The sequence below is a fragment of the Aquabacterium sp. T101 genome, from assembly GCF_057219775.1.
In genome coordinates this window covers 1186135-1209402 of record NZ_JBXVVZ010000001.1, presented here as the reverse complement: position 1 = coordinate 1209402, position 23268 = coordinate 1186135, and the positions used below count along the sequence as shown (strand labels likewise).

Annotated in this window: 20 protein-coding genes; 13 read left to right on the top strand and 7 right to left on the bottom strand. The window is 68.8% G+C overall.

Annotation, left to right across the window (positions count from 1 at the left end):
* Positions 1-18: 18 nt before the first annotated feature.
* Positions 19-1383, top strand: coding sequence for a metalloprotease PmbA (gene pmbA, locus AC2EAQ_RS05690; protein ID WP_484640843.1), 1365 nt, complete (start codon positions 19-21; stop codon positions 1381-1383).
* Positions 1384-1493: 110 nt separating this feature from the next.
* Positions 1494-2573, top strand: a complete 1080-nt coding sequence (locus tag AC2EAQ_RS05685) for a TRAP transporter substrate-binding protein (protein WP_484640842.1) — start codon at positions 1494-1496, stop codon at positions 2571-2573.
* 114 nt (positions 2574-2687) lie between these two features.
* Here the strand turns inward: AC2EAQ_RS05685 and AC2EAQ_RS05680 are convergent, their stop codons facing one another.
* The 5 genes from AC2EAQ_RS05680 to rpsU form a co-directional block, all read right to left on the bottom strand.
* Entirely contained in the window at positions 2688-4514 is a 1827-nt protein-coding gene (locus AC2EAQ_RS05680; RefSeq protein ID WP_484640840.1) for a TRAP transporter large permease, read from the bottom strand.
* A 4-nt stretch (positions 4515-4518) separates the two neighbouring features.
* Positions 4519-5136 (bottom strand): TRAP transporter small permease subunit, encoded by a 618-nt coding sequence (locus tag AC2EAQ_RS05675; RefSeq protein ID WP_484640839.1) that lies wholly within the window; start codon positions 5134-5136, stop codon positions 4519-4521.
* A 66-nt stretch (positions 5137-5202) separates the two neighbouring features.
* Positions 5203-5556, bottom strand: a complete 354-nt coding sequence (locus AC2EAQ_RS05670; protein WP_484640838.1) for a protein tyrosine phosphatase family protein — start codon at positions 5554-5556, stop codon at positions 5203-5205.
* A gap of 11 nt (positions 5557-5567) precedes the next feature.
* Positions 5568-6014, bottom strand: a complete 447-nt coding sequence (locus tag AC2EAQ_RS05665) for a GatB/YqeY domain-containing protein (protein ID WP_484640837.1) — start codon at positions 6012-6014, stop codon at positions 5568-5570.
* Between the two features lie 73 nt (positions 6015-6087).
* Positions 6088-6300 carry a 30S ribosomal protein S21 gene (gene rpsU / locus AC2EAQ_RS05660; protein WP_012346814.1) on the bottom strand — a complete coding sequence of 71 codons (213 nt, stop codon included), beginning with the start codon at positions 6298-6300 and terminating at the stop codon, positions 6088-6090.
* A 158-nt stretch (positions 6301-6458) separates the two neighbouring features.
* Here rpsU and AC2EAQ_RS05655 point away from each other — a divergent pair, with 158 nt between their 5' ends.
* Complete coding sequence (locus AC2EAQ_RS05655; protein WP_484640835.1) at positions 6459-7451, top strand: GGDEF domain-containing protein; 993 nt, start codon at positions 6459-6461, stop codon at positions 7449-7451.
* A gap of 48 nt (positions 7452-7499) precedes the next feature.
* Here AC2EAQ_RS05655 and AC2EAQ_RS05650 read toward each other — a convergent pair whose 3' ends face one another.
* Positions 7500-8432, bottom strand: coding sequence for a histone deacetylase family protein (locus AC2EAQ_RS05650; protein ID WP_484640834.1), 933 nt, complete (start codon positions 8430-8432; stop codon positions 7500-7502).
* Between the two features lie 437 nt (positions 8433-8869).
* Between AC2EAQ_RS05650 and AC2EAQ_RS05645 the strand changes: the two genes are divergently transcribed.
* The 4 genes from AC2EAQ_RS05645 to AC2EAQ_RS05630 all read left to right on the top strand — a co-directional run bounded on the left by AC2EAQ_RS05645 (position 8870) and on the right by AC2EAQ_RS05630 (position 12982).
* On the top strand, positions 8870-9901 hold the full coding sequence (locus AC2EAQ_RS05645) for a Bug family tripartite tricarboxylate transporter substrate binding protein (RefSeq protein WP_484640832.1): 1032 nt from the start codon (positions 8870-8872) through the stop codon (positions 9899-9901).
* Positions 9902-10009: 108 nt separating this feature from the next.
* Entirely contained in the window at positions 10010-10549 is a 540-nt protein-coding gene (locus AC2EAQ_RS05640; protein ID WP_484640831.1) for a tripartite tricarboxylate transporter TctB family protein, read from the top strand.
* A 48-nt stretch (positions 10550-10597) separates the two neighbouring features.
* A complete protein-coding gene (locus tag AC2EAQ_RS05635; RefSeq protein ID WP_484640830.1) occupies positions 10598-12127 on the top strand; it encodes a tripartite tricarboxylate transporter permease in 1530 nt (509 codons plus the stop codon).
* Positions 12128-12148: 21 nt separating this feature from the next.
* Positions 12149-12982, top strand: coding sequence for a cytidylate kinase family protein (locus tag AC2EAQ_RS05630; RefSeq protein WP_484640828.1), 834 nt, complete (start codon positions 12149-12151; stop codon positions 12980-12982).
* 24 nt (positions 12983-13006) lie between these two features.
* Here the strand turns inward: AC2EAQ_RS05630 and AC2EAQ_RS05625 are convergent, their stop codons facing one another.
* A complete protein-coding gene (locus AC2EAQ_RS05625; protein ID WP_484640827.1) occupies positions 13007-13615 on the bottom strand; it encodes a Crp/Fnr family transcriptional regulator in 609 nt (202 codons plus the stop codon).
* A 131-nt stretch (positions 13616-13746) separates the two neighbouring features.
* Here AC2EAQ_RS05625 and oxc point away from each other — a divergent pair, with 131 nt between their 5' ends.
* The 6 genes from oxc (at position 13747) to fdhF (ending at position 23203) form a co-directional block, all read left to right on the top strand.
* Positions 13747-15495, top strand: coding sequence for an oxalyl-CoA decarboxylase (oxc, locus tag AC2EAQ_RS05620; RefSeq protein WP_484640825.1), 1749 nt, complete (start codon positions 13747-13749; stop codon positions 15493-15495).
* 40 nt (positions 15496-15535) lie between these two features.
* Entirely contained in the window at positions 15536-16810 is a 1275-nt protein-coding gene (frc, locus tag AC2EAQ_RS05615) for a formyl-CoA transferase (protein WP_484640824.1), read from the top strand.
* Positions 16811-16899: 89 nt separating this feature from the next.
* The gene (locus tag AC2EAQ_RS05610; RefSeq protein ID WP_484640823.1) at positions 16900-17352 is read left to right on the top strand and encodes a PAS domain-containing protein; all 453 of its coding nucleotides are present in this window, start codon (positions 16900-16902) and stop codon (positions 17350-17352) included.
* A gap of 69 nt (positions 17353-17421) precedes the next feature.
* Positions 17422-18669, top strand: a complete 1248-nt coding sequence (gene frc, locus AC2EAQ_RS05605; protein WP_484640822.1) for a formyl-CoA transferase — start codon at positions 17422-17424, stop codon at positions 18667-18669.
* Between the two features lie 32 nt (positions 18670-18701).
* Positions 18702-20399 (top strand): NADH-ubiquinone oxidoreductase-F iron-sulfur binding region domain-containing protein, encoded by a 1698-nt coding sequence (locus tag AC2EAQ_RS05600; protein ID WP_484640821.1) that lies wholly within the window; start codon positions 18702-18704, stop codon positions 20397-20399.
* Positions 20396-23203 (top strand): formate dehydrogenase subunit alpha, encoded by a 2808-nt coding sequence (fdhF, locus tag AC2EAQ_RS05595; protein ID WP_484640820.1) that lies wholly within the window; start codon positions 20396-20398, stop codon positions 23201-23203. The genes AC2EAQ_RS05600 and fdhF overlap by 4 nt, the downstream gene beginning before the upstream one ends.
* Positions 23204-23268: the final 65 nt, after the last annotated feature.

The following is a 23268-nucleotide window of genomic DNA, read 5'->3' as shown; positions in this document are numbered from 1 at the left end:
CTGGCTATGATAGTTCGCATGACCGGACACCAAGGATTCGCCTACACCCGCGCCCAGTTCCAGCAGATCGTCGACGACGCGCTGCGCATCGCCCGCGCAGCCGGCGCCAGCGACGCGGCGGTGGAAGTGTCCGAGGGCGCCGGGCTGTCGGTGTCGGTGCGCAAGGGCCGGCTCGAGAACGTGGAACGCAACCGCGACAAGTCGGTCGGCGTCACCGTGTACCTGGGGCAGCGGCGCGGCAATGCCAGCACGTCGGACTTCTCCCGCGCCGCGCTGGAGCAGACCGTCAAGGCGGCCTACGACATCGCGCGCTTCACCGCCGAGGACCCGGCCGCCGGCCTGCCCGACGAGGCCGACCTCGCCAGCCCGCAGCAGGCCGCCACCGACCTCGACCTGATCCACCCCTGGGCGATCGACGCCGCCCGCGCCGGCGAGCTGGCGCTGCGCTGCGAGGCCGCGGCCTTCGCCACCGACCGCCGCATCACCAATTCCGAAGGCGCCGGCGTGTCGGCGCAGCAGTCGCACTTCTTCATGGGCAACTCGCGCGGCTTCCGCGGGGGCTACGCCAGCTCGCGCCACGGCCTGTCGGTGTCGCCGATCGCCGGCCGCGGCAACGGCATGCAGCGCGACTACTGGTACACGTCGATGCGTGACCCGGCCGACCTGGCTTCGCCGGAGGCCGTGGGCCGCTACGCCGCCGAGCGGGCGCTGTCGCGGCTGAAGTCGCGCAAGATCGCCACCTGCGAGGTGCCGGTGCTGTTCGAGTCCACGCTGGCGTCGGGTCTGGTGGGCGCGTTCGTGCAGGCCACGTCCGGCGGCGCGCTCTACCGCAAGGCCACGTTCCTGGAAGGGTGCCTGGGCCAGCCGGTGCTGGCGCCCCACCTCGACCTGGACGAGGACCCGCTGGTGGCCAAGGGAAAGGGCAGCTCGCCGTTCGACGACGAAGGCGTGCGCACCCGGGCCCGGCGCGTCGTCGACGCGGGCGTCGTGCAGGGCTACTTCCTGTCGAGCTACTCGGCCCGCAAGCTGGGCCTGCGCACCACCGGCCATGCCGGCGGCGCCCACAACCTGGTGCTGCGCAGCCGCCTGACCCGCCCCGGCGACGACCTGGAGGCCATGCTGCGCAAGCTCGGGCGCGGCCTGTTCGTCATCGAGCTGATGGGGCAGGGCGTCAACGGCGTCACCGGCGACTATTCGCGCGGCGCGGCCGGCTTCTGGGTCGAGGGCGGACGCATTGCCCATCCGGTGCACGAGGTCACCATCGCCGGCAACCTGCGCGACATGCTGCGCGACATCGTCGCCGTGGGCGCCGACGCCTACACCTCGGGCAGCCGGACCACGGGCTCCATCCTGGTGCAGCGGATGAAGGTGGCCGGCGCCTGACCGGCCCGGCGCATCGCAAACCTACGCACGGGGAAACCCCGGCCGGGCGGGGCGGGGGCGCTGCCTAGAATCGCCGCGCACTTCCCTCCATCCTCTTCAGGAGAGACTCCATGGAACGTCGTTCCTTTGTTCGCAGCGCCGGCATCGCCGGTGTCCTGGCTGCCGGCGTCGCGCCGGCCGTGCACGCGCAAGCCGCGATCCGCTGGCGCCTGACCTCCAGCTTCCCCAAGGCGCTCGACACGCTGTTCGGCGTGAACGACGTCTTCGCGAAGAAGGTCAAGGAGATGAGCGGCGGAAAGTTCGAGATCACGACGCACGCGCCGGGCGAACTGGTGCCGGCCTTCGGCACGGTCGACGCGCTGCAGAACGGCACCGTCGAGGCGGCCAACACCGCGCCGTACTACTACTTCGGCAAGGACGAGACCTTCGCCCTGGGCTGCGCCATCCCGTTTGGCCTGAACAGCCGCCAGATGACCGCCTGGATGTTCGAGGGCAACGGCCTGAAGCTGATGCGCGAGTTCTACGCCGGCTACAACATCATCAACTTCCCGATGGGCAACACCGGGGCGCAGATGGGGGGCTGGTTCCGCAAGGAGATCAAGTCCCTGAAGGACTTCAAGGGCATCAAGTTCCGCTGCGGCGGCTTCGCCGGCAAGGTGGTCGAGCGCATCGGCGGCGTGCCGCAGAACATCCCGGGTGGCGAGATCTACCAGGCGCTGGAAAAGGGCACGATCGACGCCGCCGAGTGGGTGGGCCCGTACGACGACCAGAAGCTCGGCTTCCAGAAGGTCGCCAAGAACTACGCCTACCCGGGCTGGTGGGAAGGCGGCCCGCAGCTGGACCTGCACATCAACCTGAAGGCCTGGGAAGCGCTGTCGGCCGAGAACAAGGCCATCGTCGAGGCCGCCTCGGCCTATGCCCACGTGGACATGCAGGCCAAGTACGACGGCAAGAACGCCGCCGCGCTGAAGGCGCTGGTGGCCGGTGGCGCCAAGCTGTTCCCGTTCCCGAAGGACCTGATGGACGCGGCCTTCAAGGAGGCGATGGCGCTGTACAGCGAGATCGGCGCCCGCAACCCGCGCTGGAAGAAGGTGTACGACGACTACTCGGCGTTCCGCAAGGAAGCCAACCTGTGGTTCCGCTTCACCGAGGCGCGCTTCGACAACTACATGCAGTCGGCCAAGCTCTGACGCGCAGAGCCCGCGACGGCAACGAAAAGCCCCGCCTCGGCGGGGCTTTTTCTTGGGCGCCGGAATCGATGCGGCAGGCGCGCAGCGGGCCGGGCTGCGCCGGCCCGGCCGGGGCTACTTCTTGGCGGCGTCCTGCTTGATCGCGTCCTGCAGGGCCTTCATCGGGTCCTCCTCCTTGCCGGCGCCGGGTTCGGACGCACCTTCCTCCGGCTCGGAGGCGGCGGACTCGGGCTCGGAAGCCGCGGCATTCGGGTCCGCGGCCGCCTCGGGCACGCCCATGGACTGCAGGGCCTGCTCGGCGTCGATCTTGACGCCCTGCTCGATGCCGTCCGTGACCAGGCCGGGGAACGCGATGATCATGCCGACCATGATCACCTGCAGCACGATGAAAGCGATCGAGCCCTTGTAGATCTGCCCCGTGGTCACGGCCGGGATGTTGGCCCCGGTGACGCGGTCCTTGTAGTCGGTCTTGGCGGCCACGCTGCGCAGGTAGAACAGCGCGAAGCCGAACGGCGGCGTCAGGAACGACGTCTGCAGGTTCATCGCGATGATGACGCCGAACCAGATCATGATCGGATCGATCGGCGTGCCCGGCGGGAACATCGACGGCAGGATCTTCTCGGCCACCGGCAGCAGGATCGGGATCACGATGAAGGCGATCTCGAAGAAGTCGATGAAGCAGCCGAGGATGAACACCAGCACGTTCACGACGATCAGGAAGCCGAGCGCGCCGCCGGGCAGCTTGTCGAACAGGTGCTCGACCCAGACGTGGCCGTCGGCGGCGTTGAACGTGAACGAGAACACCGTCGAGCCGATCAGGATGAACAGCACGAAGGTGGCCAGCTTGGCCGTGCTGTCCAGCGCCTGCATCATCAGCTTGAGGTTCAGGCGACGGCGGCCCACGGCCATGATCAGCGCGCCCAGGGCGCCCATCGCGCCACCTTCTGTGGGCGTGGCCACGCCGAGGAAGATGGTCCCCAGCACGAGGAAGATCAGCACCAGCGGCGGGATCAGCACGAAGGTCACGCGCTCGGCCAGTCGCGACAGCAGCCCCATTCGCGTCACGCTGTTCAGCAGCGCCAGCCCCAGCCCCAGCAGCGAGGCGATCGTCATCGACATGATGAAGACCTCGTCGCCGGGCGCCGCGCCCTCGCGCTCGAGCCAGGCGCCCATCAGCTGGCTGTGCACGCGCGACCAGGCATAGCCGGCGGCGCCGCAGACCAGGAACAGCACCAGCAGCGACCGGTAGCCGCCGCTGCCGTCGGGCTCGCGGTAGATGCGGGCCTCGGGCGGCAGCGCCGGCACCCAGCTCGGGCGGCCGAAGGCCACGAACACGATGAACAGGATGTACAGGCCCACCAGCATCAGGCCCGGAATCAGCGCGCCGGCGTACATGTCGCCCACCGAGCGGCCCATCTGGTCAGCCAGCACGATGAGCACCAGCGACGGCGGAATGGCCTGGGCCAGCGTGCCCGACGCGGTGATGGTGCCGGTGGCGATGGTGCGGTTGTAGCCGTAGCGCAGCATGATGGGCAGCGAGATCAGGCCCATCGAGATCACCGCCGCGGCGACCACGCCGGTGGTGGCGGCCAGCAGCGCGCCGACCAGGATCACCGCGATGGCCAGGCCGCCGCGCAACGGGCCGAACACCTGGCCCACCGTCTCGAGCAGGTCCTCGGCCATGCCGGACCGTTCGAGGATGATGCCCATGAAGGTGAAGAACGGGATCGCGAGCAGCGTCTCGTTGCTCATGATGCTGAACACCCGCAGCGGCAGCGCCTGGAAAAGGGTGGTCGAGAACAGCCCCACTTCCATGCCGATGTAGCCGAACAGCAGCCCGGTGGCCGCGAGGCCGAACGCGACGGGGATGCCCGTCAGCAGGAAGAAGAGCAGCCCGCAGAACAGCAGCGGGACGAAGTTCTGGGCGATGAACTGGGCCATGGTGTCAGCTCTTCTTGGCGTTCGCGAGTTGCTGTTCGTGCCGGGCCGCCTCGGCGGCCAGCTCCTCGGCGAGCTTCTCCTCGTCCGACTTGCCCTCTTCCACGCTGAACGGTTCCGACGTGTGCCCGGTGATGAAGGCGATGCGCTTGATCAGCTCCGACGCCGCCTGCGTGAGCAGGATGGAAAAGCCCAGCGGCAGCAGCGCCCACATCGGCCAGCGGATCAGGCCGCCGGCGTTCTGGCTCATTTCGCCGGTCTCGAAGGCGCGCACGAACACCGGCCAGCCGAGGTTGATCATGATGATCGACAGCGGGATCGTGAAGACCACGATGCCGATCGCGTCGATGATCGCGTTGGTGCGCCGGGACAGCTTGCTGGAGATGAAGTCGATCCGCACATGGGCGTTCTTCAGCATCACGTAGCCCACGCCGAGCATGAACACGGCGGCGAACAGGTACCACTGGATCTCCAGCCACGCGTTCGAGCCGATGTTGAACGCCTTGCGCAGCGTCGCGTTGCCGGCGCTGATCAGCACCGCGGCCAGCACCAGCCACATGGTCAGCTTGCCGATCCACTCGTTGACGGTGTCGATCAGCCGGGACAGTTTGAGCAGTGCACCCACGGGCGCTCCCCTCCGGAATTCGCGATGCGCGGATTCTGGCAGCGTTCGCACGCCGCTCCGGAGGGTCTAACCCGCAGCCTGGGCCTGCATGTACAGGTTGGTCGAGCGGGCGCCGCTGCGGCAGAACATCAGCAGCGGCCGCGGCAGCTGCGCCAGCAGCGCGGCCATCTCGGCGATCTGCTCGGGCGTCTGGAAGCCGCCTGCCACCGGCAGGTGGCGGTACTCGAGCCCCGCGGCGCGCGCCGCGGCCTCGATCTGCGCACTGGTGGGCTGGTCGGGCCCGTGCTCGAAGTCGGGGCGGTTGTTCACCACGCTGCGAAAGCCGGCACGGGCGGCCTCGGCCATCGCGTCCGGCGTGAGCTGCGGGGCCACGCACACATCGGGTGCCACCGGGCGGATCGGCAGGGAGGGTGTCGTCATGGTGCGCAAGCCTACCGGGTCAGCGCGGCCTTGACCGCCGCCGACACCATGCCCATGTCGGCCTTGCCGGCCAGGCGGCCCTTGGCCGCGCCCATCACCTTGCCCATGTCGCCCGGGCCGGCGGCGCCGACCTCGGCCACGATGCGGGCCACCTCGGCGGCCACCTCATCGGCCGACAGGCGCTGGGGCAGGTAGCCCTCCAGCACGGCCAGTTCGGCGGTTTCCTTGTCCACCAGGTCGGTGCGCCCGGCCTGCGCGAACGCGGCGATCGAGTCCTTGCGCTGCTTGGCCAGCTTGTCCAACACGCCCACCACCTGGGCGTCGTCCAGCGTGATGCGCTCGTCCACCTCGCGCTGCTTGATCGCCGCCAGCAGCAGGCGGATCGTCGACAGCCGCGCGGCGTCCTTGGCGCGCATGGCGGCCTTCATGTCGTCGGTGATGCGGTCCTTGAGGGTCATCGGGTGTCCTTCAGAAGCGCAACGAGCCCGCTGCGGTGTCCCGCGCGGGCTCGTCGCTGGCCTGGGGCCGGAATCAGTACAGCTTCTTGGGCAGCTGCATCGAGCGAACGCGCTTGTAGTGGCGCTTCACCGCGGCAGCCTTCTTGCGCTTGCGCTCGGCCGTGGGCTTCTCGTAGAACTCGCGGGCGCGCAGTTCGGTCAGCAGGCCCAGCTTTTCGATGGTGCGCTTGAAGCGGCGCAGCGCCACGTCGAAGGGCTCGTTCTCTTTGACGCGAATGGTGGTCATGAAGGGGAAGGTCCTAGGTTCTGCGCCGGGCAAGCCAGGGTGCCTGCCAGCAAAGCCGAGCATTATAGCGGCGGTCCGCAGGCCTGGCGACTGCCGGTTTGGGAGCATGGCATGGGGAGCCCGTGTGGCTACCATCCGCCGGTCACGGTCCCTTCCCGATGTCCTCCGACCCTGCAGCCCCCGGCCTGGATGCTCCGCTGGCAGCGTGCCTTTCGCCGCTGGCCCTGGCGCTGGTCCTGCGTGACCAGGACGCCCTGGTGCTGAAGGACGCGTCCGGCACCTGGATGCATGCAGGATCCCGTATGGTGGAATGGCTGGGGCGTCCGCCGGGGTCGCTTGCCGGGGTGCGCGACGCCGACGTGCTGGGGGACCCGGCCGCCTTGAAGGCCGCCGACCAGGCGGCGCTGGACCAGCCCGGCTGGCATGTCAGCGAGTACCGCTGCGAAATGGCCGGTGTGCGGCGCGAGTTCCAGGTGCTCAGGATGCGACTGAGCGGCCCCGACGGGCAGCCCCTGCTGGCCCTGGTGTGGCGCGACCTGGCGCCGGCCCGGCGTCGCGAGGCCCAGTTGCGCCAGGCCCTGGAGCAACTGGAACAGCAGCAGCTGGCCAACGAGCAGCTGCGGCGCGAATTGCAGGGCCAGTCCCCCCGCGACCGTGCCACCGGCCTGTACAACCGCGCCCACTTCGACGACCAGATCCGACGCGAGGTGGACCTGTCCACCCGCGAGCACCGCGAGTTCGCGCTGGTGTCGATCGCACTCGACCCGCTGCTGCCGGAGATTCAGGCGCTGGGAGCCGGGGTGCGGCGCCGGGTGCAGGAGGCGCTGGGCCTGCTGCTGCGCAACAACACGCGGGCGATGGACGCGTCCTGCCGCGACGACGAGGACCGATTCGCGGTGCTGCTGTCGGGCGTGGGTCTGGCGACGGCGCACTCGCGCATGGAAGGCCTGCGCCGCCAGTGCGCGACCCAGATCGTGGCGCACGAAGGGCGCGAGATCGGCTTCACCGTGTCGATGGGCGTGGCCAGCTTCCCCCACACCGCTGCCACGCAGGACGACCTGCGTGCCGCCTGCGAGGCCGCCCTGGCCGACGCACGCCAGCGTGGCGGCAACCGGGTCACCTTGGCCAGCATCCGCTTCGAGGCTGGCTGAGGGGCGAGGCCTTTGCGGCCACCGGGTCAGCGCGGCATCGGCGCCGAGTCAAGGCTGCATCAGGGCACGCACATGAGCGGCGGTGCCGCTGGCCAGGCCGTCGAGGCTGTAGCCGCCTTCGAGCGTGGACACCACCTTGCCGCCGGCCGACCGGTCGGCCACCGCCATCAGCTCGCGCGTGATCCAGTGGAAGTCGTCGTCGGTGAGGGCCAGGCCGCCGAGCGGGTCGAGGTGATGCGCGTCGAAGCCGGCGGAGATGATCACCAGGCCCGGCTCGAACCGCGCCAGGGCGGGCAGCAGTTCGTTGCGCATGTGATGCCGAAACGTCGCCGAGTCCGCGCCGCGCGACAGCGGGATGTTGACCACGTTGCCTGCGGAGCCCGACTCGCCGCGCGCGCCGGTGCCCGGATAGAACGGCGACTGGTGGCTCGAGCCGTAGAACAGGTCGGGGTCGTCGTAGAAGCTGTTCTGCGTGCCATTGCCATGGTGCACGTCGAAGTCCACCACCGCGACGCGGCGGATGCCGTGCACCTCGCGCGCATGCAGTGCGGCGATGGCGGCCTGGTTGAAGACGCAGAAGCCCATGGCGCGGTCCGCCTCGGCGTGGTGGCCGCAGGGGCGCGTGGCGCAGAACGCATTGCGCGCCTGCCCGGCCACCACGGCGTCGACCGCCGCGCAGGCCGCGCCGACGCAGCGCAGCACGGCCTCCCAGGTGCCCGGGGACATGATGGTGTCGCCGGCGTCGAGCGCGCGGTAGCCCTGGCGCGGCACGGCGGACTCCACGGCGTCCACGTAGTCGGCGTCGTGGATGCGCAGGATCTGCTCGCGCGTGCCCAGCGGTGCGTCGTGACGCGCAGCGGCGGCGAACTCGGGCGCTTCCAGCGCTCGCAGCACCGCCACCAGGCGGTCGGGCGATTCGGGGTGATGCGGGCCGGGACGATGGTCGAGGCAGGCGGCGTGGGAGTAGATCCAGGTGCTCATCGGCAATGCGGGTTTGATCGACGGTGGCAATGATGCACGGAGGCCGCGGCCCTCGAACCGGCACTCGGGGGTGTGGGGCCCACGGCGCTAGGGGAAACCATGCTTGGTGTTTGTACCGATGCTCGTTGCCGACGCCCTTGGCTTGTGGCAAGCGCATGGTTCGACGCACGCCCCGCGCGCGTGGCCACAGCGTTGGCTGCAGAGAGAAACACACTCGATGCAGCGTGCCGCGATGACTTCGGACATCATGGTCAACGGTGCTTCCCGACACGCCGTTCCTGTAGAGTGCCCTCGGACCGGGTTGTCCCTTGATCTTGACTGCGGTCAATTGAATTTCCGCCGGTCCCAAACACCATCGCGCCGAACCGAGTGGATGCCCTCGCAAGAGGTTCGGCAAGGCTTCCACGCAGATCGACTCACCGACTGGAGACATGTCCATGCGCGCTACCCAAGCCCCCCGTCGTACGGCCCTCGGCCGCACCTTCAAGCGCCTGTCCACCGCGGCATGCGCAGCTCTCGCGATCGCAGCTCCGGCCGCCTGGGCCTGGGAGCCGACCAAGCCGGTCGAGTTCGTGGTGCCCGCCGGCACCGGCGGCGGTGCCGACCAGATGGCGCGCCTGATCCAGGGCATCATCGTCAAGCACAAGCTGATGAAGGAGTCGATGGTCGTCGTCAACAAGTCCGGCGGCGCGGGGGCCGAGGGCTTCCTCGCCGTGAAGGAAGCCAAGGGCGACCCGCACAAGATCATCATCACGCTGTCCAACCTGTTCACGACCCCGCTGGCCACCGGCGTGCCGTTCAACTGGAAGGACATGACGCCCGTGTCGATGATGGCGCTCGACCAGTTCGTGCTGTGGGTCAACGCCGAGTCGCCCTACAAGACCGCCAACGAGTACATCGCCGCGGTCAAGGCCGCCGGCCCGAACAAGATGAAGATGGGTGGCACCGGCTCCAAGCAGGAAGACCAGATCATCACCGTCGGCCTCGAGAAGGCCACCGGCACCAAGTTCATCTACGTGCCGTTCAAGGGCGGCGGCGAAGTGGCCGTGCAGCTGGTGGGCAAGCACATCGACTCGTCGGTGAACAACCCGATCGAGGCCGTGGCCCAGTGGCGCGCGGGCTCGCTGCGTCCGCTGTGCGTGTTCGACGACACCCGCATGCCCTACAAGGAGAAGGTGACCGCCACGCAGTCGTGGGCCGACATCCCGACCTGCAAGGAGTCCGGCGTGCCCACCGACTACGTGATGCTGCGCGGCATCTTCATGGCGCCCGGCGTGACGCCGGCCCAGATCGGCTACTACGTGGACCTGATGAAGAAGGTGCGCGAGACGCCGGACTGGAAGGAGTTCATGGAGAAGGGCGCGTTCAACACCACGGCCATGACCGGTGCCGACTATGCCAAGTGGCTCACCGGCGCCGAAGCGCTGCACCGCACGCTGATGACCGAAGCCGGCTTCATCGCGAAGTAAGCCCCCTGACGCCGGCGCTCGCCGCCGGCGCCGATCGACTTTGAGGACAGTTCCGCCCGTCGTGAGACAGGCGGAGGGGGCGACTCTGCCCCGACGCAGGAGGAAACCATGGCACACGAACCGTCCGGCGAAGCTCCCGAGGGCACCCCGGTCGTCCGCAACTCGACCGTCGACGCGGTCGTCGCAGCCTGCCTGATGCTCGTCGGCGGCGTGGTGATCTACGAGGCCCGCCGGCTGGGGGCGGAGTGGACCACCGACGGCCCCGGCGCAGGCTACTTTCCCTTCTACATCGGCCTGATCCTGGCCGTGTGCGGCGCCGCCATCTTCGTGCAGTCGGTGCGGGCCCGCGCCAGCGCCGTCTCTTCCGGCGAGGACGAGACCTTCGTCGACTCCGTGCAGCTCAAGCGGGTGCTGTCGGTGCTGATCCCGTCCTGCATCTATGTCGGCGTGATCATGGTGCTGGGCCTGTACGTGGCCTCGGCGATCTTCATCGCGCTGTTCATGATCATCCTGGGCAAGTACTCCCCGTTCAAGAGCGTGGTCGTCGGGGTGGTGGTGAACGCACTCTTCTTCGTGATGTTCGAGGTCTGGTTCAAGGTGCCGCTCTTCAAGGGCGCGCTCGACCCCCTCGGCTTCCTCGGCTACTGACGCACACGGCACCGCGAGCCGTCGACGGACCAACTGGAGTCTGGATTCATGGAAGAACTAAGCGCACTGATGCACGGCTTCGCCGTCGTGCTCACGCCCACCAACATCGCCCTGATGTTCGTCGGCATCATCCTCGGCGTGCTGATCGGCGTGCTGCCGGGCCTGGGCGGCGCCAACGGCGTGGCCATCCTGCTGCCGCTGACCTTCACGATGTCGCCCACGTCGGCGATCGTGATGCTGTCGTGCATCTACTGGGGTGCCCTGTTCGGCGGTGCCATCACCTCGATCCTGTTCAACATCCCGGGCGAGCCGTGGTCGGTGGCCACCACCTTCGACGGCTACCCGCTGGCGCAGAAGGGCCGCGCCGGCGAGGCGCTGGCCGCGGCCTTCACGTCGTCGTTCATCGGCGCCTTTGTCGCGGTGCTGATGATCACGTTCACGGCGCCGCTGGTGGCCAAGTTCGCCCTGAAGTTCGGCGCGCCGGAGTTCTTCGCCGTCTACCTGCTCACGTTCTGCTCGTTCGTCGGCATGGGCAAGGGCAACCCGTTCAAGATCCTGGTGGCCATGACGCTCGGCTTCGCGCTCGCCGCCGTGGGCATGGACACGGTGACCGGCCAGCTCCGGATGACCTTCGGCATCACCGAGCTGATGCGCGGCTTCGACTTCCTGATCGCGGTGATCGGCCTGTTCGGCATCGGCGAGATCCTGCTGTCGATGGAGGAGGGCCTGAGCTTCTCGGGCAAGTCGGCCCGCATCAACGCCAGGGTGGTGTGGCAGACCTGGAAGGAACTGCCGCGCTACTGGGCCACGTCGGTGCGCAGCTCGCTGGTGGGCATCTGGATGGGCATCACCCCGGGGGGTGCCACGCCGGCCTCCTTCATGAGCTACGGCCTGGCCAAGAAGTTCTCGAAGACCGGGCCCAAGTTCGGCACCGGCGAGGTCGAGGGCGTGGTGGCGCCGGAAACCGCCGCGCACGCGGCGGGCACCAGCGCGCTGCTGCCGATGCTGGCGCTGGGCATTCCCGGCTCGCCGACCGCGGCCGTGCTGCTGGGCGGCCTGCTGATCTGGGGCCTGCAACCCGGTCCGCTGCTGTTCGTCGAGCAGAAGGAGTTCGTCTGGGGCCTGATCGCCAGCATGTACCTGGGCAACCTGGTCGGCCTGATCGTGGTGCTGTCGACGGTGCCGCTGTTCGCGTCGATCCTGCGCATCCCGTTCTCGATCATCGCGCCGGTGATCATCGTGATCTGCGCGATCGGCGCCTACACGGTGCACAACGCGATGCTCGACATCTGGCTGATGCTGGTGTTCGGCATCATCGGCTACGTGTTCAAGAAGCTCGACTACCCGCTGGCGCCGCTGGTCCTGGCCCTGGTGCTGGGCGACAAGGCGGAGGACTCGTTCCGCCAGGCCATGCTGGTGTCGCAGGGCGAGGTGAGCATCATGTGGTCCAACCCGCTGGTGGGTTCGATCACCACGCTGGCGCTGATCATGCTGCTGTGGCCGCTGATCTCCAAGGTGCTGGCGCTCATCCGCGCGCCGAAGCAGGACCCGCTGGCCGCCCAGCGTCCGATCGACTGACCCCGACCCGGGAGGCTCACCATGCCTGTCATCGCTCTCACCCAGGGAATGGGCTCGCTGGCCCAGGACATCGCCGAGCAGCTGGCCGCCGAGCTTGGCATCGCCACGCTGCAGCACGAGGTGGCCGAGCGCGTCGCCGACAAGATGCACGTGTCCAAGAGCCTGATCAACCGCCTGCGCGCGGGCAAGGCCGGGCCCATCGAGCGCCTGACGGCGGACAAGGAGAGCATCGCGGTCTACACGGCCGAGGAAGTGCTCGACGCCGCCGCGCGCGGCAACGTGGTGCTGCGGGGCTGGGGTGCCACCTGCCTGCTGCGCACGGTGCCGCACGTGCCCTGCATCCGCATCATGCGGCCGTTCGCCAAGCGCGTGCAGTGGCTGATGGCCGAGCTCGACACCGACGACGTGGACCTGGCCGAGGCCGAGATCCGGCGCAGCGACCAGGCCAATGCCGCGCGCATGCACGAGCAGTTCGGCGTGGAATGGGGCGATCCGTCGCTGTTCGACATGGTGCTCAACACCGACCGGCTCTCGGTCGACACCTGCGTGCAGCAGATCAAGGCGCTGCTGGCGCGCCCGGAGTTCGCCGAGACCGACGCGTCACGCGCGCTGCTGCAGTCGATGTCGCTGCATGCGCACGTGCGCGCCGCGTTGCGGGCCCATGAGGCCACGCGCGAGGTGGACGTCAGCATCGAGGGCTCGGGCAGCGTCGTCGTGCTGCGCGGCATCGTGGTCAACACGGCCGAACGCGACGCCGCCGAGAAGGTGGCTGCGGGCGTGCCCGGCGTGTCCGGCGTGGACAGCCAGCTGCGCGTGATGGCCGCGAGCAAGCTCTTCACGTCGTCGAAGAACTGAGCCGGGCGCGGCCCGGCGCGCCGCTCAGATCTTGCCGCGCTGCTTCAGGCGGCTCAGCGTCTCGGCCGACAGGTTGAGGTAGGCCGCCAGCTGCTTCTTCGGGATCCGCTCGGCCAGGTCGGCATGCTTGCGCATGAAGCGGTGCACCCGACCCGGCGCGTCGAGCAGGTGCAGCGTGATCGTGTGCGCCAGGATCTCGCTCATGATCTGCATCACCTGCACCTCGAACTCGGCCTTGAAGCGCGGGTGCCGGTCCATGAATTCCACCCACTGCGGCATCGGCAGCTTGGCCACGCGCGCCTTGGTGACGCTGACGATGGCATAGGGCGTGGGCGTGTTCAGGCGCCAGGCGGCGTAGCTGGTCTCGATGTCACGCTCGTCGGCGAAGCGCAGGATCATCTCCTTGGCGTCGGCATTGGCCACCACGCGCTTGAGGATGCCGTCCAGCACGAAGTACTGCTCCATCTCGTGCACGCCCTGGTGAAGCAGGTACTCCTCCTTGGCGCAGTCCACGACGACCAGCCTCTGCTCCAGTTCCGCCCGCTCGGCGTCGGTCATCGTCTTGAGGACGACGTTCTGCCGCAGCTGGACGTGGATGATGTTGCGTTCGGGGTGTCCGACCAGGAGGGTCATGGGTGCAGAGGGCGCGAAAACCGCAGCATCGGGGGCCGCCAGTTTCCGAAAGTTGACCGCGGTCAACGGTGAAGGAAAGGGCGAGTTTCTACCATAGCCGCCAGTCTTATTCCGACCCCAGGAGCCTTGCCATGTCGGCAGTCCTCTCGACCGTGAGCACCCCCGCCGCCGAAGCCCGTCTGACCGACGGCTTCCACCTCGTCCTCGATGCCCTCAAGCTCAACGGCATCACCACGATCTACGGCCTGCCCGGCATTCCCATCACCGACCTGACGCGCATGGCGCAGGCCGAGGGCCTGCGCGTGATCTCGTTCCGCCACGAGCAGAACGCGGGCAATGCCGCAGCCATCGCCGGCTTCATCAACGGCCGCCCCGGCGTGTGCCTGACGGTGTCGGCGCCCGGCTTCCTGAACGGCCTCACGGCGCTGGCCAATGCCACGACCAATTGCTTCCCGATGATCCTGATCAGCGGCTCGAGCGAGCGCGAGATCGTCGACCTGCAGCAGGGCGACTACGAGGAGATGGATCAGCTGGCCATCGCCAAGCCGCTGTGCAAGGCGGCCTTCCGCGTGCTGCACGCCGAGGACATCGGTGTGGGCATCGCGCGCGCCATCCGCGCCGCGGTGTCGGGCCGACCCGGCGGTGTCTACCTCGACCTGCCGGCCCGGCTGTTCGCGCAGACGATGGACGCCGCCGCCGGCGCCGCGTCGCTGATCAAGGTGGTGGACCCGGCCCCGCGCCAGATCCCCGCGCCGGACGCGATCGCCCGCGCCCTGGACCTGCTCAAGTCGGCGAAGAAGCCGCTGATCCTGCTCGGCAAGGGCGCCGCCTACGCGCGTGCCGAGGACGACATCCGCACCCTGGTGGAGCGCACCGGCATCCCCTACCTGCCGATGTCGATGGCCAAGGGCATCCTCCCGGACACGCACGAGCAGTCCGCCGCCGCGGCGCGCAGCTACGTGCTGCCCGAGGCCGACGTGGTGCTGCTGATCGGCGCGCGCCTGAACTGGCTGCTGTCGCACGGCAAGGGCAAGACCTGGGGTGGCAAGGACCACAAGGCCTGGGGCGGCCAGAAGTTCATCCAGATCGACATCTCGCCCACCGAGATGGACAGCAACGTGCGCATCGACGCGCCCGTGGTCGGCGACATCGGCTCCTGCGTGTCGGCCCTGCTGGCCGGCATCGGCACCCAGTGGCCCAAGCCGCCGGCCGAGTGGACCAGCGCCGTGGCCGAGCGCCGCACGAAGAACATCGCCAAGATGGCCGAGACGCTGGCCAAGGATCCGAAGCCGATGAACTTCCACAGCGCGCTCAACGTGGTGCGCGACATCGTCAAGGCCAACCCCGACGCGATGCTGGTCAACGAGGGTGCCAACGCGCTGGACTTCACGCGCAGCATCGTCGACATGTACAAGCCGCGCAAGCGCCTGGACGTCGGCACCTGGGGCGTGATGGGCATCGGCATGGGCTTCGCCGTGGCCGCCGCGGTCGAGTCCGGCCAGCCGGTGATCGCCATCGAGGGCGACAGCGCCTTCGGCTTCAGCGGCATGGAGGTCGAGACGATCTGCCGCTACAACCTGCCGGTGTGCGTGGTGATCTTCAACAACAACGGCGTCTACCGCGGCACCGACGTCAATCCGAAGGGCGGCCCTGACGTGGCCCCCACGGTGTTCGTCAAGGACGCCCGCTACGAGAAGCTGATGGAAGCCTTCGGTGGCGTCGGCGTGTACGCCACCACCCCGGCCGAGCTGCGCCGCGGGATGGAGGAAGCCATCAAGTCGCGCCGGCCGACGCTGATCAACGCGATCATCGACGAGACCGCCGGCACCGAGAGCGGCCGCATCACCAGCCTGAACCCGGCTGCGGCCTTGAAGAAGTAAGTTCTTTTTCCGTCAGAAGCAACGCAAGGAGCGAACGCACATGTCTGGGCAACTCCCCCTCCAGGGCCTCAAGATCATCGATTTCACGCACGTTCAGGCGGGCCCGGCCTGTACCCAGCTGCTGGCCTGGTTCGGCGCCGACGTCATCAAGGTGGAGCGTCCCGGCTCCGGTGACGTCACCCGCAGCCAGCTGCGCGACATCCCCGATGCCGACGCGCTGTACTTCACGATGCTCAACAGCAACAAGCGCTCGCTGACGCTGGACACCAAGAAGCCCGAAGGCAAGGCGGTGCTCGAGAAGCTGATTCGCGAGAGCGACGTCATGGTCGAGAACTTCGGCCCCGGCGCGCTGGACCGCATGGGCTTCACGTGGGAGTACATCCAGAAGCTCAACCCCGGCATGATCCTGGCGTCGGTCAAGGGCTTCAGCGAAGGCCACCACTACGAGGACCTGAAGGTCTACGAGAACGTGGCGCAGTGCGCCGGCGGCGCCGCGTCGACCACCGGCTACTGGAAGGGCGAGAACGCCGGCCCGACGATCTCGGCCGCCGCGCTGGGCGACTCCAACACCGGCATGCACCTGGCCATCGGCATCCTCACCGCCTACATCGGCAAGCAGAAGACCGGCAAGGGCCAGAAGGTCGCCGTGTCGATGCAGGACGCCGTGCTGAACCTGTGCCGCGTGAAGATGCGCGACCAGCTGCGCCTGGACAAGGTCGGCTACCTCGAGGAGTACCCCCAGTACCCGCACGAGATGGAAGCCTTCAAGGACGGCGTCGTGCCGCGCGGCGCCAACGCCGGCGGCGGCGGCCAGCCGGGCTGGATCCTGAAGTGCAAGGGCTGGGAGACCGACCCCAACGCCTACATCTACTTCACGATCCAGGGCCATGCCTGGGAGCCGATCTGCGACGCGCTGGGCAAGCCGGAATGGAAGACCGACCCGGCCTACACCACGGCCCGCGCGCGCCAGCCGCACATCGAGGAGATCTTCGCCACGATCGAGGACTTCATCAAGGACAAGACCAAGTACGAGGCCGTCGACATCTTCCGCAAGTTCGACATCCCCTGCGCGCCGGTCCTGTCGATGAAGGAACTGCTGCACGACGAGTCGCTGCGCAAGAGCGGCTCCATCGTCGAAGTGCCGCACAAGGTGCGCGGCAGCTACTTCACGGTCGGCAGCCCGATCAAGTTCTCCGACATGAAGCCCACCGTCACGGCGTCGCCGCTGCTGGGCGAGCACACCGACGAGGTGCTCGCCGAGCTGGGCTACACCAAGGAGCAGATCGCCCAGATCCACGAGGCCAAGGCCGTCTGATCCTGCCCGCATCAGCGGGGGCCCGGCCCTGAAAAACGGCGCCCGGCGGGCGCCGTTTTCGCTTCGGCCCGCCTATCCACGCGAAATCCATGCAAGCCCGCATCGACCTCCACGCCCTCGTCAACGCCATCGGCGACGCCGTCGTCGTGAGCGACGACCAGGGGCGGGTGATCGTCTGGAACCCGGCCGCCGAGCGCCTGTTCGGCTTCACCGAGGCGGAAGCGCTCGGGCAGCGCATGGACATGATCATTCCGGAGCGCCTGCGCAAGCGGCACTGGGACGGCTTCGACAAGTCCATGGCCACCGGCACCACCCGCTACGGGCACGACGTGCTGCGCGTGCCGGCGGTGGACAAGGCCGGCCGCGCGCTGTCGATCGCCTTCACCGTGGCCATGCTCCACGACGACCAGGGCAGGGTCAGCGCCGTGGCCTCGGTGATCCGCGACGAGACGGACCGCTTCGCCGAGGAGCGTGCCCTGCGCAAGCGCCTGACCGAGCTGGAGGCGCAGCTTGCCGCCCGCCCGGGCGGCGGTCCGGCATGAGCGGGCCCCAAGGGCGCCAGCCGGCTCCGCGCACGCATACTTCAGACATGGACTACCGGAGTTGACGACATGGGCAAGGCGCTAGAAGGAGTACGGATCCTCGATTTCACCCACGTGCAGTCGGGACCCACCTGCACCCAGCTGCTGGCATGGCTGGGCGCGGACGTGATCAAGGTCGAGCGGCCGGGGGAGGGCGACGCGACGCGGCAGCAGCTGCGCGACATCCCCGGCGTGGACAGCCTCTATTTCACGATGCTGAACCACAACAAGCGCTCGGTCACGATCAACACCAAGAAGAAGGGCGGGATGGCGGTGCTCGACCGCCTGATCCAGAGCTGCGACGTGCTGGTGGAGAACTTCGCGCCCGGCGCGCTGGACCGCATGGGCATCACCTGGGAGCACATCCAGAAGCTCAACCCGAAGATGATCGTCGCGTCGGTCAAGGGCTTCGGCCCCGGCCCCTACGAGGACTGCAAGGTCTACGAGAACGTGGCCCAGTGTGCCGGCGGCGCCGCGTCAACCACCGGCGAGGTCGACGGCATGCCGATGGTCACCGGCGCGCAGATCGGCGACAGCGGCACCGGCCTGCACCTGGCGCTGGGCATCGTCGCGGCGCTGTTCCAGCGCACCCACAGCGGCCGCGGCCAGAAGGTGCTGGCGCCGATGCAGGACGCGGTGCTGAACCTGTGCCGCGTGAAGCTGCGCGACCAGCAGCGGCTGGAGCGCACGCACACCCTGCACGAGTACCCGCAGTACCCCGACGGCCAGTTCGGCGACGCCGTGCCGCGCGCCGGCAATGCGTCCGGCGGCGGCCAGCCCGGTGCGGTGCTTCGCTGCAAGGGCTGGGAGACCGATTCCAACGCCTACATCTACTTCATCACCCAGGCGGCGGTGTGGCCGGCCATCTGCAAGGTGATCGGTCAGGAGGACTGGATCACCGACGAGGCCTTCGCCACGCCGCAGGCCCGGCTGCTGCACCTCAAGCCGATCTTCCGCCGCATCGAGCAGTGGACGATGACCAAGGACAAGTTCGAGGCGATGGACATCCTCAACAAGCTGGACATCCCCTGCGGCCCGATCCTGTCGATGAAGGAGATCGCCTACGAACCGTCGCTGCGCGCCACCGGCACCGTGGTCGAGGTCGACCATCCGGCGCGCGGCAAGTACCTCACGGTGGGCAACCCGATCAAGCTGTCGGACAGCCCCACCGAGGTGAAGCGCTCGCCGCTGCTGGGCGAGCACACCGACGAAGTCCTGGCCCAGCTCGGCTTCGATGCCGCCGCGGTGGCCGCCCTGCGCGCCGAAGGCGCCGTCTGAGGAGCGCTGCGAGCCGCACCGCAAAGGAACCGATGAACGCCCGAACCATACCCATCGTCGCCGCGCCCGATGCCCGGCAGCGCAAGCGCCAGGCCCCCAAGGGCCGGGTGGTCGATCCGGCCGCGCTGGCCGATGTGCAGCGTCTGCTCGGCACCGAGTCGCGTGCCCGCGACATGCTGATCGAGCACCTGCACAAGCTGCAGGACCACTTCGGCCACCTGAGTGCGCGGCACCTCGCGGCGCTGGCGCGCGAGATGGGCCTGGCCCAGACCGAGGTCTACGAGGTGGCGACCTTCTATCACCACTTCGACGTGGTCAAGGAGGGCGATGCCGCGCCGCAGGCGCTGACCGTGCGGGTGTGCGACGGGCTGTCCTGCGAGATGGCCGGCGCACGCGACCTGCTGGCCCGCCTGCCGGCCATTCTCGGCAAGGACGTGCGCGTCATCGCCGCGCCGTGCATCGGCCGCTGCGAGCAGGCGCCGGCGGTGGCCGTGGGCCAGCATCCGCTGGCCTGCGCGACGACGCAGTCGGTGGAGAGTGCCGTCAAGGCGGGCCGCACCAAGCACGACCCGTCGGGCTTCATCGACCTGCAGGCCTACAAGGACGAGGGCGGCTACGCGCTGCTCAAGACCTGCATCGCCGGCGAACTGGAGGTCGAGGACGTCATCAAGGCGCTCGAGGACTCCGGCCTGCGCGGCCTGGGCGGCGCAGGCTTTCCGGCCGGCCGCAAGTGGCGCATCGTGCGCAACGAGCCCGCGCCGCGGCTGATGGCCGTCAACATCGACGAGGGCGAGCCCGGCACCTTCAAGGACCGGGTCTACCTCGAGCGCGACCCGCACCGGTTCCTCGAAGGCATGCTGATCGCGGCCTGGGCGGTGGGCATCGCGCGCATCTACGTCTACCTGCGCGACGAGTACCACGGCTGCCGCGCGATGCTCGAGTCGGAGCTCGACAAGCTGCGCGCCTGCCCGCCCTTCCCTGGCATGCCGGAGATCGTGCTGCGGCGCGGTGCCGGTGCCTACATCTGCGGCGAAGAGTCCGCGATGATCGAGTCCATCGAGGGCAAGCGCGGCATGCCGCGCCTGCGTCCGCCCTACGTGGCGCAGGTCGGCCTGTTCGGACGGCCCACGCTGGAGCACAACTTCGAGACGCTGTACTGGGTGCGCGAGATCCTCGAGAAGGGCGGCAGCTGGTTCGCGTCCCACGGCCGCAACGGACGCAAGGGCCTGCGCTCGTTCTCGGTGTCGGGTCGCGTCAAGTCGCCCGGCGTCAAGCTGGCGCCCGCGGGCATCACGATCCGCGAGCTGATCGACGAGTACTGCGGCGGCATGGCCGACGGCAACGCCTTCTACGGCTACCTGCCCGGCGGCGCGTCGGGCGGCATCCTGCCGGCGTCGATGGGCGACATCCCGCTGGACTTCGACACCCTGCAGCCCTACGGCTGCTTCATCGGGTCGGCCGCGGTGGTGGTGCTGTCCGACCAGGACAGCGCCGTCGGTGCCGCGCGCAACCTGATGCGCTTCTTCCAGCACGAGTCCTGCGGCCAGTGCACGCCGTGCCGCAACGGCACGGCCAAGGCCTCGGCGCTGATCGAGCAGCCGAAGTGGGACCTTGAACTGCTGGCCGACCTGTCGCAGGTGATGCGCGACGCATCGATCTGCGGCCTGGGCCAGGCCGCACCGAACCCGGTGGACTGCGTCGTGAAGTACTTCCCCGAGGAGCTGAAATGACCGCCCGCGAAACGATCACCTTCAGCCTGAACGGCCGCGACGTCACCGGCCTGAAGGGCGAGCCGATCATCGAGGTGGCCCGCCGCGAGGGCATCGAGATCCCGCACCTCTGCTACAAGCCGGGCCTGGACGCGGTGGGCAACTGCCGCGCGTGCGTGGTGGAGATCGCCGGCGAACGCACGCTGGCGCCGTCGTGCTGCCGCGCGGCCACGCCCGGCATGAAGGTCAGCACCGACAGCGAGCGCGCGCTCAAGTCGCAGAAGCTGGTGCTCGAGCTGCTGCAGTCGGACATGCCCGAGGCCGACTACACGCGCCACAACGAGGTGGACCAGTGGTCCGCCAAGCTGGGGCTGGGCAAGCCGCGCTTCGCGTCGCGCGCCCAGCCGGCGCAGGACGTGTCGCACCCGGCCATCGCCGTCAACCTGGACGCCTGCATCCAGTGCACGCGCTGCCTGCGCGCCTGCCGCGACGAACAGGTCAACGACGTGATCGGCCTGGCCTTCCGCGGCGACCACGCCAAGATCGTGTTCGACATGGACGACCCGATGGGTGCGTCCACCTGTGTGGCCTGCGGCGAATGCGTGCAGGCCTGCCCGACCGGCGCGCTGATGCCCGCCCGCGACGCCGCGCTGACCGTGCCCGACAAGCAGGTGCCGTCCGTGTGCCCCTACTGCGGCGTAGGCTGCCAGCTCACCTACAACATCAAGGACAACAAGATCCTCTTCGTCGAGGGGCGCGATGGTCCGGCCAACCACGGGCGCCTGTGCGTCAAGGGCCGCTACGGCTTCGACTACGCGCACCATCCGCAGCGCCTGACCCGGCCGCTGATCCGGCGCAAGGACGCGCCGCCCAAGTCCGGCGACTTCACGATGGACCCGGACCGCATCATGGACGTGTTCCGCGAGGCGACCTGGGAAGAGGCACTGGACTTCGCCGGCGGCGGCCTGAAGGCGATCCGCGACCGCCACGGCCGCAAGGCGCTGGCCGGTTTCGGCTCGGCCAAGGGCAGCAACGAGGAGGCCTACCTGTTCCAGAAGCTGGTGCGCACCGGCTTCGGCAGCAACAACGTCGACCACTGCACGCGGCTGTGCCACGCCTCGTCGGTGGTGGCGCTGCTCGAAGGCATCGGCTCCGGCGCCGTCAGCAACCCAGTGATGGACGTGACCCAGGCCGAGGTGGTGATCGTCATCGGCGCCAACCCCACCGTGAACCATCCGGTGGCGGCCACCTGGATCAAGAACGCGGCGCGCGAAGGCACCAAGCTGATCGTGATGGACCCGCGCCGCTCCGACCTGGCCCGCGTGGCGCACCGCTTCCTGCAGTTCAAGCCCGACACCGACGTGGCGATGCTCAACGCGATGATGAACGTCATCGTCACCGAGGGCCTGGTGGACGAGGCCTTCATCGCCAGCCGCACCATCGGCTACGAGGAACTGCGTGCCAACGTGGCGGCCTACTCGCCGGAGGCGATGGCGCCGATCTGCGGCATCGACGCCGAGACGCTGCGCGACGTGGCGCGGCTGTATGCCCGCTCCAAGGCCTCGATGATCCTGTGGGGCATGGGCGTGAGCCAGCACGTGCACGGCACCGACAACGCGCGTTGCCTGATCGCGCTGGCCCTGATGACCGGGCAGATCGGCCGCCCCGGCACGGGCCTGCATCCGCTGCGCGGTCAGAACAACGTGCAGGGTGCGTCCGACGCCGGCCTGATCCCGATGATGCTGCCCGACTACCAGCACGTCTCCAAGCCGGAAGTGCGCGAGCGCTTCGAGAAGGCCTGGAAGCTGGCCCCCGGCACGCTCGACGACAAGGTCGGCCTCACGGTGGTGGAGGTGATGCACGCCATCAAGCACGGTGACATCCGCGGCATGTACGTGCAGGGCGAGAACCCGGCGATGTCCGACCCCGACGCCAACCACGCCCGCGAGGCGCTGGCCGCGCTGGATCACCTGGTGGTGCAGGACATCTTCCTCACCGAGACGGCCTACCTGGCCGACGTGATCCTGCCCGCCGGTGCGTTCCCCGAGAAGACCGGCACCTTCACCAACACCGACCGGCTGGTGCAGATGGGCCGGCAGGCGATCGACCCGCCGGGCGACGCGCGGCAGGACCTGTGGATCATCCAGGAGATCGGCAAGCGCCTCGGCCTGCCCTGGAACTACGGACACGTCAGCGAGGTGTTCGACGAGATGCGGCACACCATGCCCAGCATCGGCGGCATCACCTGGGACCGGCTGGAGCGCGAGCACGCGGTCACCTACCCGTGCACGCAGGAGGGCGACCCGGGGCAGCCGGTGGTGTTCACCGAGGACTTCCCGCGCGAGGGTGGCAAGGCCCGCTTCGTGCCGGCCGACATCATCCCTGCCGCCGAGCGGCCCGACGCCGAGTACCCCCTGGTGCTGATCACCGGGCGCCAGCTCGAGCACTGGCACACCGGGAGCATGACGCGCCGCGCCAGCGTGCTCGACGCGATCGAGCCGGACCCCACGGCCCTGGTGCACCCGCTGGACCTGGCCGCGATGGGGGCCCAGCCCGGCGACGTGCTGACCATCGAGTCGAGGCGCGGCAAGGTCACCCTGTACGCCCGGGCCGACGAGGGCACGCCTCGGGGGGCGGTGTTCGTCGCCTTTGCCTATTACGAGGCGGCGATCAATCGCCTGACCCATGCGGCGCTCGACCCGTTCGCCAAGATCCCGGAGTTCAAGTACTGTGCCGTGCGGGTGCACAAGGGGGGAGAGCCGCCGCACCAGAGCAGCTATGGCGGAGGCCAGCTGCTGGCGGCTGTCCAGCACGGGAAGGCATGAACGGCCGCTTCGGCTAGTACGTAGGCCCGCCGCGGCCTTCGCGCGGTCCAATTCGAATCAGAACC